Source organism: Sinorhizobium sp. GQ132 (genome assembly GCF_059758575.1).
The window spans coordinates 463,402-476,120 of the sequence record NZ_JCAXDX010000002.1 but is presented as its reverse complement, the minus strand read 5'-3'; the positions used below and the strand labels follow the sequence as shown (position 1 = coordinate 476,120).

Genomic DNA, 12,719 nt, shown 5'->3' with positions numbered 1-12,719 from the left:
GACACCCACATTGTCGCCCGGTTCGCCGGCATCCCAACAGGCGGGATGCAGGGGCTTCGCACACGCTGACAACAGCGCCGCGCGTTTTATACGCGCAGGCACGCGCAACCCCTCAGCCTCGCTCAAAGCGGACGGGGCTTTCTTCTAATTCAGGCGCCCGTCCATCGTCATCATGGAGATGGAAAATGGCACAGAACGTTTACGACAAACCCGAATTCTTCACCGGCTACAGCCAACTCGGGCGATCCCTGCATGGACTCGCCGGCGCTGCCGAATGGCCGGCAATCCGCGCAATGCTGCCCGACCTCAGGGACTTGCGCGTCGTGGATCTCGGTTGCGGCTTCGGCTGGTTCGCCCGCTGGGCGCGGGAGAACGGCGCGGCCCATGTCCTTGGCCTCGACCTCTCCGAAAAAATGATCGCACGAGCGCGGCAAGAGACGGAGGATCCTTCGGTCGAGTATAAAATCGCCGACCTCGAGCATCTCGTTTTGCCCGAGGCGAGCTTCGACTTCGCCTATAGCTCGCTCGCCTTCCATTATATCGAAGACTTCGACCGGCTGGTGCGAACGATCCATAGGAGTCTCCTGCCCGGATCGCATTTCGTCTTCACCATCGAACATCCGGTCTACATGGCTCCGACGAAACCTGACTGGTCCACGGACGCCGAGGGCCGCCGCATCTGGCCGCTCGATCGCTACTCGGCCGAAGGAAAGCGTGTCACCGACTGGCTCGCCAAGGGCGTCGTCAAGTATCACCGCACGCTCGGCACCACATTGAACACCCTGATTTTAGCCGGTTTTTCGATCCGCCGCGTTCAGGAGTGGAGCCCGACCGCCGATGAGATCGCCCGCAATCCGGACCTCGCGGAAGAGGTCGACCGGCCGATGATGCTGCTCGTTGCCGCACAAAGGTAGGAGTCTCGGCCGCGCGGGATGCGCGAGTAGTATTTGCCATCCCTTGCCGCCGCCCTGTTGGAGGGCAAGCGCCGAATTCAGGAAATATGCCGTAAAGTCCGGCTACTTTCGCTTCTGCGCCTTGCCCTTCTTTGCGGGGGCGGCAACTGGATTTGCCGCCTCCTCGGCCTCTTTCTCCAGCCGCATCTGTTTGAGCCGGGCGGTCTTCTTCACACGCGCCGCAGCTTCCTGCTCGATAATGGCGCGTGATGCAATTGTGGCCTGATCCGCGCGATCCGCAGGGTTCTTCTTCTCGGCCTTGAAAATACGATTGCCGACGTCCTTCATGCGAGATCCTCCATCAAATTTCAGCCAATAAAAAAGGCCGGGACAGGCCCGACCTTCCTCATCATCTCAACCCGCCGCGCCAGTACATCCGTGGTCACGGGCGGGGAGATAATAATGTCATGAAGTGCCGTGTTAGGGCACAAACGCGCGATCCGTTCAGAGAGCGCGAAGGTTGTCCGCCGAGGTCTTGCCCGAGCGCCGATCCTGCGTCAGCTCGAAGCTTACCTTCTGCCCGTCTTTCAGCGTGGACAGGCCGGCGCGTTCAACCGCCGAAATATGGACGAACACGTCAGCGGCGCCGTCATCTGGCTGGATGAAACCGAAGCCCTTGGTGCTGTTGAACCACTTTACCGTTCCAGAAGCCACGTCGATGTCCTTTCAATAGCCATGGAAAACCGCCACCGCATAAAAACGGTGTATCAAAACCGATGTTGTCAGGATTTTCGTGACGATGCGCCTTGGCGCAGAAACAAATATCGTCGATCAATATCGATACCGAGCTATGTAGGTCATCATTGTGTTTCTTACAAGGCACAATTTTATTTTCTTTCGAGAGAAGACTATCGGCGCGACCGCACGCGGCGGCGTGTCACGGCCGCAATGCTGCGACTTGCTTGTGGACTTTCCCCCACGCGGCCTTAAATCTCGGAACTGGAGCAACTCTCAGGACAATCCCTATGCACGATCCGATCCCGACCATCGTTTTTCCGGACGGCCGCAAGGTTCCCGCGCTCGGCCAGGGGACATGGCGCATGGGCGAAAACCGCGCGAAGTCCGCCGACGAGATCCGCAGCCTGCAGACCGGGCTCGATCTCGGCATGACGCTGATCGACACTGCAGAGATGTACGGCGACGGCGCTGCCGAACGTATCGTGGGAGAAGCGATCCGGGGTCGGCGCGACGAGGCATTCGTCGTCAGCAAGGTGCTGCCCTCCAACGCCAGCCGCGCGGGTACGGTTGCCGCCTGCGAACGCAGCCTGAGCAATCTCGGCATCGACTGCGTCGATCTTTACCTTCTGCATTGGCGCGGGGGCTATCCGCTCGCCGAAACTGTCGCCGCCTTCGAAGAGCTGAAGAAGGCCGGCAAGATCCGTGCCTGGGGCGTATCCAATTTCGACGTCGACGACATGGAGGAGCTGTCGGGCGTTCCCGACGGCGGCAACGTCGCGGCCAATCAGGTGCTCTACAATCTCGCCCGCCGCGGCATCGAATTCGACCTGCTGCCCCGGTGCCGCGATCAAGGCGTGCCGGTCATGGCCTACTCACCGCTCGACGAGGGCCGCCTTCTGCATGACGCCGATCTGATTCACATCGCCAAGGCGCATCAGGCGACGCCCGCGCAGGTGGCACTCGCCTTTTTGAAGACGCGTTCCGGGGTGATCTCGATTCCGAAGACCGGTTCCCCCGAACGCGCCCGCGAAAACCGCGACGCGATGGATATCCGCCTTACGACGGAAAATCTCGACGAACTCGACCGCCACTTCCCGCCGCCGCGAAGGAAGACGCGGCTGGAGGTGATTTGATGCCATAGGGTACCCAGACGGGCGAAGTGGGCTTGTAAGGGTGCGGCAGGTGCAGCCCCTCCCACCTGTGGGGAGGGGTTGGTAGGGGCGCGCCCCGAAGGGCGCAATCTTCCTCGCTTCTTTACATTCCCTGGGGCCCGCGGTTCATCGCGGCGATGCCGGTGCGGCAGACTTCGATCAGCCCGAGCGGCTTCATGATGGCGATGAACTGCTCGATTTTGGAAGGCTTGCCGGTGATCTCGAAGACGAAGTGATCGATGTTGGCGTCGATGACCGAGGCACGGAAGGCGTCGGCGAGCCTGAGCGCCTCCACCCGATGTTCGCCCGAGCCGTGTACCTTGACGAGCGCCAGTTCACGCTCGATCGGCCGCTCATGGCCCAGACCGGCGGCGCGGACCGTGAGATCTACGACGCGGTGCACCGGCACCAGACGTTCGAGCTGGTTCTTGATCTGCTCCAGCACGTGCGGCGTGCCGCGGGTCACGATGGTGATGCGCGAGAGATGAGCCTCGTGCTCCGTCTCGGAGACCGTCAGGCTCTCGATATTGTAGCCGCGGCCGGAGAAAAGGCCGATGACGCGGGCGAGCACGCCCGGCTCGTTGTCGACCAGAACGGAAAGTGTGTGCGTTTCCGCAAGCCCCGTTTCCTTGGCGATGAAGTAGGCGGAGCCCGTCGCCTGAAGATGTGCATTCATTTTCCTGTTCCTACCTTGTCCTCAAACGAGCTGACGGCCCTTGGCATCGATGGCGTTGGCGACCACCTCGTCCGTTGCCTCGTCGGGGAGCAGCATCTCGTTATGCGCCTTGCCCGAAGGGATCATCGGGAAGCAGTTTGCGAGATTGGCGACGCGGCAGTCGAAAATGACCGGGGCCGGTGTGTCGATCATCTGCCGGATCGCATCGTCGAGCTCTCCCGGCTTTTCGCAACGGATGCCGACGCCGCCATAGGCCTCGGCGAGCTTGACGAAGTCCGGCATCGCCTCGGTGTAGGAATGCGACAGCCGGTTGCCGTGCAGGAGCTGCTGCCACTGCCGGACCATGCCCATATATTGATTGTTCAGGATGAAGATCTTGACCGGCAGGCCGTACTGGACCGCGCACGACATCTCCTGGATGCACATCTGGATCGAGGCGTCGCCGGCGATATCGATGACGAGGCTCTCCGGATGCGCGACCTGGACGCCGACCGCGGCCGGGAATCCGTAGCCCATGGTGCCGAGGCCACCCGAGGTCATCCAGCGGTTCGGCTCTTCGAAGCCGAAGAACTGTGCGGCCCACATCTGGTGCTGGCCGACTTCGGTGGTGATGTAGGTGTCGCGGTCCTTGGTGAGCTCGTACAGCCGCTGGATCGCATATTGCGGCATGATGACGTCGGCACTCGGCGTATAGGCCAGCGAGTTGCGCGCCCGCCACCTGGAGATCTCTTTCCACCAGTCGCCAAGCCGCGCCTGGTCGACCGTCTTGGCCGCAGCACGCCACAGGCGGATCATGTCCTCGAGCACAGCGGCGACGTCGCCGATGATCGGAACGTCGACGCGGACGTTCTTGTTGATGGAGGATGGGTCGATATCGATGTGGATCTTCTTCGAGTTGGGCGAGAAGGCATTGAGCCGGCCGGTGATCCGGTCGTCGAAGCGCGCGCCGATGCAGATCATGAGGTCGCAATCATGCATCGCCAGGTTGGCTTCGTAGGTCCCATGCATGCCGAGCATGCCGAGCCAGTTCTTGCCGGAGGCCGGATAGGCGCCGAGGCCCATCAGCGTCGACGTGATCGGGAAGCCGGTGAGCTCGACCAGTTCGCGCAGGAAATGTGCGGCCTGCGGCCCGGAATTGATGACGCCGCCGCCCGAATAGATGACCGGCTGGCGCGCCGTTTTCATGAGCGCGACCGCCTCCTCGATCCTCTTCAGGTCCCCTTGGGTCTTCGGCTGGTAGCTCTTCTGTGTCGGAACGGCCGAAGGCGGCGTATAGGTACCGGTTGCGAACTGGACGTCCTTCGGAATGTCGACGACGACCGGACCCGGACGGCCCGACTGAGCAACGCGGAAAGCGTCATGGATGACGCGGGCGAGCTCGTCGACGTCCCTGACCAGCCAGTTGTGCTTGGTGCAGGGCCGGGTGATGCCGATCGTGTCGCATTCCTGGAAGGCGTCCGAGCCGATCAGCGACGTCGGTACCTGCCCCGAAATGCAGACGAGCGGGATCGAGTCCATCAGCGCGTCCTGCAGCGGCGTGACCGCATTGGTCGCTCCCGGGCCCGAAGTCACCAGCATGACGCCGACCTTGCCGGTGGAGCGGGCATATCCTTCGGCCATATGGCCGGCGCCCTGCTCGTGGCGGACGAGAATGTGCTGGATATCCTCCTGCTGGAAAATCTCGTCGTAGATCGGGAGCACGGCACCGCCGGGATAGCCGAAGATGTGTTCGACGCCATTGTCTTTCAAAGCCTGGAGAACGATCTCCGCGCCCGTCATCTGGTTCTCAGTTCCGCTCATTGGCCTGCTTCCGTCCCTCGTTCAGGTTTGGGTGAATAACGTGTTTGAAGGCATAAAAAAAGGCCCCGTCAGGAGCCTCGTTCAGCGCATGGGTGGCTACCGCCGGATGGTTACACCATCCTGCCCATGCGCCGTCCCACCACAAGAATAACCGCGAAATTTTTCATGGGGCGATTTGTTAAACGGAAATTCCCCATCCGTCAACGGCTTTGGCGTGTCCCGAACGGCACGGCCTGCGAGCAACCAGTTATTAAACCGCAGCCGCTATCCTGGGACGCAGCAAGGAAAAGGCGCCGGATTCGGCGCGCATCCTGCTGCTGATTGGCGTTTTCGCCCGAGGTGCTGCGTTGCTCGAAAGTGGAAATCAATCGGCGCCTCGCGCCGCCGAGACGGATCGCCGCGATACGTTCAAGCCCGGCAATCGATTTCTCGGGCGGGTCGTCGCCTGCAACGGCTCGCGCGCCACGATCGCGGCGGTCGCAGAAAATGGCGAAACTTCGCTCACCGAGCTCTGGTCGGTCGGCAAGCTGGTTTCGATTTCCGTCGGCACCAACCGTGTCGTCGCCCTCGTCTATTCGATGCAGACCGTTTCCGAGGGCTGGGGTGAAGAGGTCAACAATACTTTCCGCATCGAAGTGGAATTGATGGGCGAGGTTCATGTCGGTCCGGATGGGCGGGAAGAGTTTTCCGCCGGCATCAGCCGCTATCCCTATCTCGGAGCGATTGCCCACCGCATCCGCGTGAGCGATCTCGCCCGCATCTACGACTCCGGTCAATCGGACAGTTGCGTCATCGGCAAGCTGACGCAGGACGAAAGTCTCGACGCCACCATCCATGTGCCTTCCATGCTTGCCAAACACTTTGCGATCGTCGGCACCACCGGCGTCGGCAAGTCGACCGCCGTGACACTGCTCCTGAACAAGGCGATCGCCGCCGATCCGAAACTGCGTGTGCTGATCCTCGATCCGCACAACGAGTTCGCCGCCGCCTTTCCCGACCAGGCGGTGGTCATCGACACGGATACGCTCGACCTCCCGTTCTGGTTCTTCCGGCTCGAGGAGTTGGCCGAGGTCATCTTTCGTGGACGCCCGCCGGTGCCGGACGAACTCGATATCCTGCGGGACGTCATCGCGGACGCGAAAAAGGCATTCAAGGGCGGAGAATCCGCCCTGATGCGGCGGCAGACGGAAAAGAGCTCGATCACCGCGGATACCCCCGTCCCATACCGTATTGCCGATCTTCTGGCGCTGATCGATGAGCGCATTGGGCGGCTCGAGGGACGCAACGACAAGCCGTACCTGCGCTCCCTCAAGGTCAGGATCGTCTCCGCAGTCAACGATCCGCGCTACCATTTCATGTTCTCGCAGAACACGATCACGGACACGATCGAGGACACGATTGCAAAGATCTTCCGCATTCCGGGCGACGGCAAGCCGATCGCCACCTTCGAGCTTGCCGGGATCCCGTCGGAAGTCGTCAACTCCCTCGCCTCCGTGCTCTGCCGCATGGCCTTCGAGATAGGCCTCTGGGGCAATGGCGCCATCCATATGCTCGTCGTTTGCGAAGAGGCGCACCGCTATGTGCCGGCCGATCCGTCGCTCGGCTTTGTGCCGACACGCCAGGCTATTTCACGGATCGCCAAGGAGGGTCGCAAATACGGAGTCTCGCTCGGCATCATCACCCAGCGGCCGGGCGAGCTCGATCCGACGATCCTGTCGCAATGCTCGACGGTCTTCGCCATGCGGCTCGCCAACGATCGCGACCAGGAAATCATCCGTTCGGCGATCGCCAATTCGTCGATCTCCACCACCAGCTTCATTTCCTCGATCGGCAACGGCGAGGCAATCGCATTCGGCGAGGCGGTCGCAGTACCGATGCGCATGCGCTTTGCCCGCGTCGACGATGCGCGGTTGCCCCGCGCCCACGGCATCACCGACAAGGTTGACGACGACGCGCAGCCCCTCGCCGACCTCCGTTCGATCATCAGCCGAATGCGTGCCGTCAACGGTCCCGACATATCGAGTTTCCAACAGAGCTATCTGGCGTCACAGACCAAGCAGGCGCCGGCGCTCGAGGATAATAACCGGAGCGGCAGAGGCACCGGGACCGAGATCGCGGACTCCCATTCGCGCCGATACCCCGCATTCGAGCCCTATAGCCCCGACATGCTTCCCCGCCCGTCCGAGCCGGGAAACCAGGAGTTCGAACGCTTCAGCCGGATTCGCGAGCAGATCCTGTCCGGCGAGGCGGAAAGGATATCGGGCCGGCCCGCCGAGGCGCCCGGCCGATCGGATGCAGGCTTCGCCACGCCGGCACCGCGTCACGAGGGGTCGCTTCGCGAAAGCCTGCTCAGGCGACCACTCGGCAGCCTCATCCGCAAATAGAGCAGAAGCGGAGGGCACGGTGCGTCCTGGCCGCTCAACCTGCCCTGATTGCAATTTTGGATCCGGGGGCTCCTCTCAAGCGTTGAGGTGACGTCAAGGCGAGGAGACGATCATGGACGACAATGACGCATGGAGAAACGAGCGGCGGCTCTGGCTCGAGGGCTCCGATCCCTATCGCGAATTGCTGGACGAAGACTGCATCATGGCATTCCCCGCGCCGGTCGGTCTGCTGCGCGGACGATCGGTCATAATCCGAAGTCTCCAGGGAGTTCCGCGGTGGGAGCATCTCACGATCAGCGAGAAAGTCATGAGCCGGATCGGCGAGAACTTTATCGTGCTCGGCTATCTTGCGGAGGCGAGACGCGCGGAAGGTGAGCCTTATGCGGCCTGTTGTACCTCGACCTATCACGGCGTTGGAGCAGACTGGAAGCTTATTCAACACCAGCACACGCCGGTTGATTGACGGCCCGCAAGCCTCCGCCTCCGTTGCGCGGCGCAAATTGGGATGGAAATCATGGAAGAGATTTTGACGCGCTTCTTCGAGCGCTACGAGAGCATGGCCAATCAGGTCCTTGCGGGGGCGCTTCCGGTCGGAAGTACGACCTCCGCCTTCGCCTCGGACTTTATCGCCGCCTCGCCAGCCGGAGTCATGACGGGAAAAAACGACGAAACCCTGACGGCTTCGATGGAAAAGGGTTATGCCCGCTATCGTGCTATCGGCACCAGGGAATTGAAGATCCGCAAAACCACGGTAACGCCGATCGATGCGCTGCATTTTCTCGTAAGAGTCGATTGGCGCTCCGTCTTCGACGCCGAGGAACAGCCGAATGTCACCATCGATTTCGAGGTTCATTACCTCGTTCAGCTGAGTGGCGGCGAGCCGAAGATTTTCGGCTGGATCAGCGGCGACGAGGAGGCGGTATTGAAGGAGCACGGCATCGACTGACGCTTCTGATGCCGCTTCAGACCGCAGCATAATGCTCCAAGGAGCCTCAGCCCTGTGCTTGTTGTTCAGCCCAAGGCATCCGGACCCTCGATACGCTGCCAGGTCTCGTCAAGCTGATTGCGAAACCAGGTCATCTGACGCTTGGCATATTGGCGCGTTGCCGCCGCGCCGGCCTCGATCACCTGCGCCTCGCTCATCTCGCCTTTCAGCATCGCAGCGATCTGTGGGACGCCGATCGCCTTCATCACCGGCATCTCCGGAGGAAGGCGAAGCGCGAGAAGCGCGCGCACCTCCTCGACGGCGCCTCTCGCAAGCATCGTCTCGAAGCGCCGATCGATACGGCCATGAAGAAGCTGCCGCTCCGGCAATACGACGATCTTCTGCGCGCGCGCCGGGTCGATGTTCACCGGCCCACGGCTCTGCTGGTAAGATCCTATCGGCCTTCCCGTGGCCTCGATTACCTCCAGCGCACGCACGATACGCTGCCCATCGCCGGGTTGCACGCGCGCCGCCGTCTCCGGATCGCGCCCGGAAAGTTCCCGGTGCAGCGCCTCGGCGCCCTCCTCCGTCAGGCGCGCGCGCAGGCGCTGGCGGATCGCGGGCGGAATCTCGGGCATATCCGATAGCCCTCCGATCAGCGCTTTGAAATAGAGGCCCGTGCCGCCGACGAAGACCGGCAGCCGCCCTTCCTTCCTTAGCCGCGCCACGAGCGCTTCCGCTTCGCGGAGCCACACGCCGGTGGAATAGGCCCGGCCCGGGGGGACGTGACCGTAGAGGAAATGCTCGACGCCCCCCATCTCGCTTTCATCCGGCCGCGCGGTCAGGACTTTCAGCGTCCCGTAAACCTGCATGCTATCAGCATTGATCACGACGCCGCCGTGTCTTTGCGCGAGCTTCACCGCGAGCGCGGACTTGCCGCTGGCGGTCGGCCCGGTTATCAGGATCGCGTCGATGTCTTTCGCAAGGTTTTGCATCATGGCTCTCGTTGCCACGCTTATCGCCAATCCGTCAAATCCCGTTCTGTCGCCAGCACGCGCGGAAGCGGCAGCGGAAAGCCTCGACGCGTCCGGGCTTTATTGGCTCGCGGACGGTATTGCCTGCGACATCGTGTTGAGGGATGGCGCCGAGGCCGGCGAAGCGGAAGCTCGGCTGCGCCAGTCGGTCGCCGGCGCCGCGATCGACGTCGCCGTGCAAGATGCCGAAAGCCGCCGCAAGCGATTTCTGATCGCCGACATGGACTCCACCATGATCGGGCAGGAATGCATCGACGAGCTGGCCGCGGAAGTCGGCTTGAAGGAAAAGGTCGCGGCAATCACCGCGCGTGCCATGAACGGCGAGATCGCTTTCGAGCCGGCACTCGTCGAAAGAGTGGCGCTTCTCCAGGGCCTGCCCGTTACCATCGTCGATGAGGTCATCGCCACGCGCATCACATTGACGCCGGGTGGCCGCGAACTGATTGCCACCATGAAGGCGAAGGGACATTACAGCGCCCTCGTCTCCGGCGGCTTCACCGTATTTACCGGCCCTATCGCAGAGAAGCTTGGATTCGACGAAAACCGTGCCAACATTCTCCTTGAAGAAAACGGCAAGCTGACCGGCGACGTTGCCCGGCCGATCCTCGGCAAGCAGGCCAAGGTCGACGCGCTCATCGACATTTCGGAACGGCTCGGGATCACGCCGGCGGACGTCATCGCCGTCGGCGACGGTGCCAACGATCTCGGAATGCTGCAGCTTGCCGGCACTGGAGTGGCACTCCACGCCAAGCCCGTCGTTGCCGAACAGGCGAAGATCCGCATCGACCATGGCGACCTCACCGCCCTGCTCTACCTCCAGGGATACCGCAAGACGGATTTCGTGACGTGATCATTCTAGAGACCGAGCGGCTCAGGCTCCGTGCCTGGGCCGAGACCGACCGCGAACTCTTTGCCGAGATCAACAACGATCCCACGGTCATGGAGTTCTTCCCGTTCCGCCGAACACGCGCGGAGGCCGACGCGCTTTTCGACCGCAACAACCGCAACATCTTCGAAACCGGCTTCGGCTTCTTCGCGCTCGCGCTCCGTGAGAACGACGCGCCGGTCGGCTTCTGCGGACTTGCACGCACCGATCTCGAACCGCACCTGCCCGACGGCACCGTCGAGATCGGTTGGCGCCTGGCTCTCCGCCATTGGAGAAAGGGCTACGTAACGGACGCAGCGCGGGCGCTTCTCGATTACGGATTCGGCGAGAGGAAGCTTGGGGAGATCGTTGCCATCGCCGTTCCGGCCAACACGCGCTCCACCGCCGTCATGAAGCGGATCGGCATGCGCCCCGATTCCATGCGCGACTTCGATCATTCCGGCGTCCCGGACACGCATCCGCATCTCAAACGCCACGTGCTTTACGCAATAACCGCGGAAGAATGGCGGCGGGATGGTCTTGCCGCGATGCGGTAACACCCCGTCGCCACGGCCGAGAGCGCGTGCTCTATTCCATCCGCACCGTCACGAAACGCAGTTCGCCGGTCTTGTTCGCGATCATCAGCAAGGCGTTGCGGCGCCCGTCGGCCTTCAGTTCGGTGACACGTGAGGTGACATCCTCCGGCGTTTCCATGGCTTCCTGACCGAGTTCTACGATCACCTCGCCCGGCTCCACCCGACGCTCGGCCGCGGGCGAATTGGGTTGCACCTCGGTGATCACGACGCCTTTGACGCTTTCGACGATGCCGAAACTCTGGCGGCGGTCGGCGTCGAGCTCGGCAAGCTTCATTCCGAGCACGGTGTCGCTTGCAGGCAGTTGCGCGGCCGGCGGCTCGCCGGGCTTCGCCTCACCGCCGTTCGGCAGCACTTCGCCGGGTTTCGCATTGGCGAGCTGCTCGCCATCCTCCAGCCGGCCGAGCGTCACGCGAGCGGTCTGCTCCTTGCCGTCGCGGATAATGACCACATCGACCGCCTTGCCGACCGGGCTCTCGCCGACCGTGCGCATGAGATCGCGAATTTCCGCGATATCCGTTCCGTCGAAGCGGATGATGATGTCGCCCGGCTTGATCTCGCCCTTGGTGATCGGACCGCCCTCGATGATGCCCGAAACGAGCGCGCCGCGTGGGAGCTCCATCTTCAGGCTCTCGGCGATATCGTCGGTGACGGGCTGGATCCGTACACCGAGCCAGCCACGGCGCGTCTCGCCGAATTCCCTGAGCTGATTGACGACGTTCACCGCAAGCTCCGCCGGCACGGCAAAGCCGATACCGACCGACATGCCGGTCTGCGAAAGGATCGCCGTATTGATGCCGACGACCTCACCCTGCATGTTGAAAAGCGGACCGCCCGAATTGCCGCGGTTGATCGCCGCATCGGTCTGGATGAAACTGTCGTAAGGGCCGGCATTGATATTGCGGCCGCGTGCGGAGACGACACCCACGGATACGGATACGCCCAGGCCGAACGGATTGCCGACGACCATCACCCAATCGCCGATCCTGATCTTTCGCGAGTCGCCGAAGGAGACGGCCTTGAGCGGCTTCTTCGGTTCGACCTTCAGGAGGGCGAGGTCGGTTTTCGTATCCATGCCGACAAGCTTCGCCTTCAGCTTCGATCCATCGGAGAAATTGATCTCGATATCGTCGGCATCCTGGATGACGTGGTTGTTGGTGACTATGTAGCCGGCCGGATCGATGATGAATCCCGAACCCAGCGAGTTGACCGTGCGCGGCCGACCGCCCTCGCCGCCTTGTCCTCTGAAAAACTCGTCGAAGAACTCCTGATGCGGCGACCCTTCCGGCACCTGCGGCATCGGCGCATTGTCGTCGCTCTTGACGTTCTGCGAAATCGAGATGTTGACGACGGCGTCGAGCAGTCCCTCGGCGAGATCGGCAACGGACGGCGGGCCGGCCGGAGGTCGTGACGTGGCCGTCTGGGCCAGCGTCGCATTGGTGAATATGAGTGCCGTCGCGGCCGCCAGCACCAGGCCGCGGAAGAATTCGGGTCGTTTCGACAAGTCGCTAGGCTCCTATCATTTCCCTTACATAACGCCGGCCCCCGGTCGTCCGGCAAGGATGATGCATGAACATCGTTCGGCTGCAACGAACTACAGCGCAGCGCGACCCGATCGAGACGCGCATCACGCGAACCTTCTCTTGAAGATACGGCGGAA

The 12,719-nt window shown here is 62.3% G+C and carries 13 protein-coding genes; 7 read left to right on the top strand and 6 right to left on the bottom strand.

Annotated elements, in window-relative coordinates:
• Positions 1 to 185: 185 nt before the first annotated feature.
• Entirely contained in the window at positions 186 to 914 is a 729-nt protein-coding gene (locus tag AC6CIG_RS06340) for a class I SAM-dependent methyltransferase (RefSeq protein ID WP_437408589.1), read from the top strand.
• 102 nt (positions 915 to 1,016) lie between these two features.
• On the opposite strand, the gene AC6CIG_RS06335 is transcribed toward AC6CIG_RS06340, so the two are convergent.
• Together AC6CIG_RS06335 and AC6CIG_RS06330 are read right to left on the bottom strand one after the other, a co-directional pair.
• Positions 1,017 to 1,241, bottom strand: a complete 225-nt coding sequence (locus tag AC6CIG_RS06335; protein WP_003533858.1) for a hypothetical protein — start codon at positions 1,239 to 1,241, stop codon at positions 1,017 to 1,019.
• Between the two features lie 156 nt (positions 1,242 to 1,397).
• A complete protein-coding gene (locus AC6CIG_RS06330) occupies positions 1,398 to 1,607 on the bottom strand; it encodes a cold-shock protein (RefSeq protein ID WP_003533862.1) in 210 nt (69 codons plus the stop codon).
• 311 nt (positions 1,608 to 1,918) lie between these two features.
• Here AC6CIG_RS06330 and AC6CIG_RS06325 point away from each other — a divergent pair, with 311 nt between their 5' ends.
• On the top strand, positions 1,919 to 2,764 hold the full coding sequence (locus AC6CIG_RS06325) for an aldo/keto reductase (RefSeq protein WP_127712015.1): 846 nt from the start codon (positions 1,919 to 1,921) through the stop codon (positions 2,762 to 2,764).
• A gap of 121 nt (positions 2,765 to 2,885) precedes the next feature.
• Here the strand turns inward: AC6CIG_RS06325 and ilvN are convergent, their stop codons facing one another.
• Both ilvN and AC6CIG_RS06315 read right to left on the bottom strand, forming a co-directional pair.
• Complete coding sequence (gene ilvN / locus AC6CIG_RS06320; RefSeq protein ID WP_498322532.1) at positions 2,886 to 3,458, bottom strand: acetolactate synthase small subunit; 573 nt, start codon at positions 3,456 to 3,458, stop codon at positions 2,886 to 2,888.
• 21 nt (positions 3,459 to 3,479) lie between these two features.
• Positions 3,480 to 5,258 (bottom strand): acetolactate synthase 3 large subunit, encoded by a 1,779-nt coding sequence (locus tag AC6CIG_RS06315; RefSeq protein ID WP_127712013.1) that lies wholly within the window; start codon positions 5,256 to 5,258, stop codon positions 3,480 to 3,482.
• A gap of 347 nt (positions 5,259 to 5,605) precedes the next feature.
• Between AC6CIG_RS06315 and AC6CIG_RS06310 the strand changes: the two genes are divergently transcribed.
• The 3 genes from AC6CIG_RS06310 to AC6CIG_RS06300 all read left to right on the top strand — a co-directional run bounded on the left by AC6CIG_RS06310 (position 5,606) and on the right by AC6CIG_RS06300 (position 8,588).
• Positions 5,606 to 7,642, top strand: a complete 2,037-nt coding sequence (locus tag AC6CIG_RS06310) for an ATP-binding protein (RefSeq protein WP_127712011.1) — start codon at positions 5,606 to 5,608, stop codon at positions 7,640 to 7,642.
• Between the two features lie 112 nt (positions 7,643 to 7,754).
• Positions 7,755 to 8,105, top strand: a complete 351-nt coding sequence (locus AC6CIG_RS06305) for a hypothetical protein (RefSeq protein ID WP_018095396.1) — start codon at positions 7,755 to 7,757, stop codon at positions 8,103 to 8,105.
• 42 nt (positions 8,106 to 8,147) lie between these two features.
• Complete coding sequence (locus AC6CIG_RS06300; protein ID WP_018095397.1) at positions 8,148 to 8,588, top strand: DUF6841 family protein; 441 nt, start codon at positions 8,148 to 8,150, stop codon at positions 8,586 to 8,588.
• A gap of 65 nt (positions 8,589 to 8,653) precedes the next feature.
• Here the strand turns inward: AC6CIG_RS06300 and miaA are convergent, their stop codons facing one another.
• Positions 8,654 to 9,565 (bottom strand): tRNA (adenosine(37)-N6)-dimethylallyltransferase MiaA, encoded by a 912-nt coding sequence (gene miaA, locus AC6CIG_RS06295; RefSeq protein WP_018095398.1) that lies wholly within the window; start codon positions 9,563 to 9,565, stop codon positions 8,654 to 8,656.
• Here miaA and serB point away from each other — a divergent pair.
• Both serB and AC6CIG_RS06285 read left to right on the top strand, forming a co-directional pair.
• Complete coding sequence (gene serB / locus AC6CIG_RS06290; RefSeq protein WP_437408588.1) at positions 9,564 to 10,451, top strand: phosphoserine phosphatase SerB; 888 nt, start codon at positions 9,564 to 9,566, stop codon at positions 10,449 to 10,451. The genes miaA and serB overlap by 2 nt on opposite strands.
• Positions 10,448 to 11,023 (top strand): GNAT family N-acetyltransferase, encoded by a 576-nt coding sequence (locus tag AC6CIG_RS06285; RefSeq protein WP_127712005.1) that lies wholly within the window; start codon positions 10,448 to 10,450, stop codon positions 11,021 to 11,023. Before serB ends, AC6CIG_RS06285 begins: the two co-directional genes overlap by 4 nt.
• A 31-nt stretch (positions 11,024 to 11,054) precedes the next feature.
• On the opposite strand, the gene AC6CIG_RS06280 is transcribed toward AC6CIG_RS06285, so the two are convergent.
• Positions 11,055 to 12,563: a Do family serine endopeptidase gene (locus AC6CIG_RS06280; RefSeq protein WP_018095401.1), complete on the bottom strand. Its 1,509-nt coding sequence runs from the start codon at positions 12,561 to 12,563 to the stop codon at positions 11,055 to 11,057.
• Positions 12,564 to 12,719 lie beyond the last annotated feature (156 nt).

What these genes read in the sequence shown, in the direction of transcription:
- AC6CIG_RS06340 (WP_437408589.1), top strand. Translation starts at nt 186, where the DNA reads ATGGCACAGAACGTTTACGACAAACCCGAATTCTTCACCGGCTACAGC.
- AC6CIG_RS06335 (WP_003533858.1), bottom strand. Translation starts at nt 1,241, where the DNA reads ATGAAGGACGTCGGCAATCGTATTTTCAAGGCCGAGAAGAAGAACCCT.
- AC6CIG_RS06325 (WP_127712015.1), top strand. Translation starts at nt 1,919, where the DNA reads ATGCACGATCCGATCCCGACCATCGTTTTTCCGGACGGCCGCAAGGTT.
- ilvN (WP_498322532.1), bottom strand. Translation starts at nt 3,458, where the DNA reads ATGAATGCACATCTTCAGGCGACGGGCTCCGCCTACTTCATCGCCAAG.
- AC6CIG_RS06315 (WP_127712013.1), bottom strand. Translation starts at nt 5,258, where the DNA reads ATGAGCGGAACTGAGAACCAGATGACGGGCGCGGAGATCGTTCTCCAG.
- AC6CIG_RS06305 (WP_018095396.1), top strand. Translation starts at nt 7,755, where the DNA reads ATGGACGACAATGACGCATGGAGAAACGAGCGGCGGCTCTGGCTCGAG.
- AC6CIG_RS06300 (WP_018095397.1), top strand. Translation starts at nt 8,148, where the DNA reads ATGGAAATCATGGAAGAGATTTTGACGCGCTTCTTCGAGCGCTACGAG.
- serB (WP_437408588.1), top strand. Translation starts at nt 9,564, where the DNA reads ATGGCTCTCGTTGCCACGCTTATCGCCAATCCGTCAAATCCCGTTCTG.
- miaA (WP_018095398.1), bottom strand. Translation starts at nt 9,565, where the DNA reads ATGATGCAAAACCTTGCGAAAGACATCGACGCGATCCTGATAACCGGG.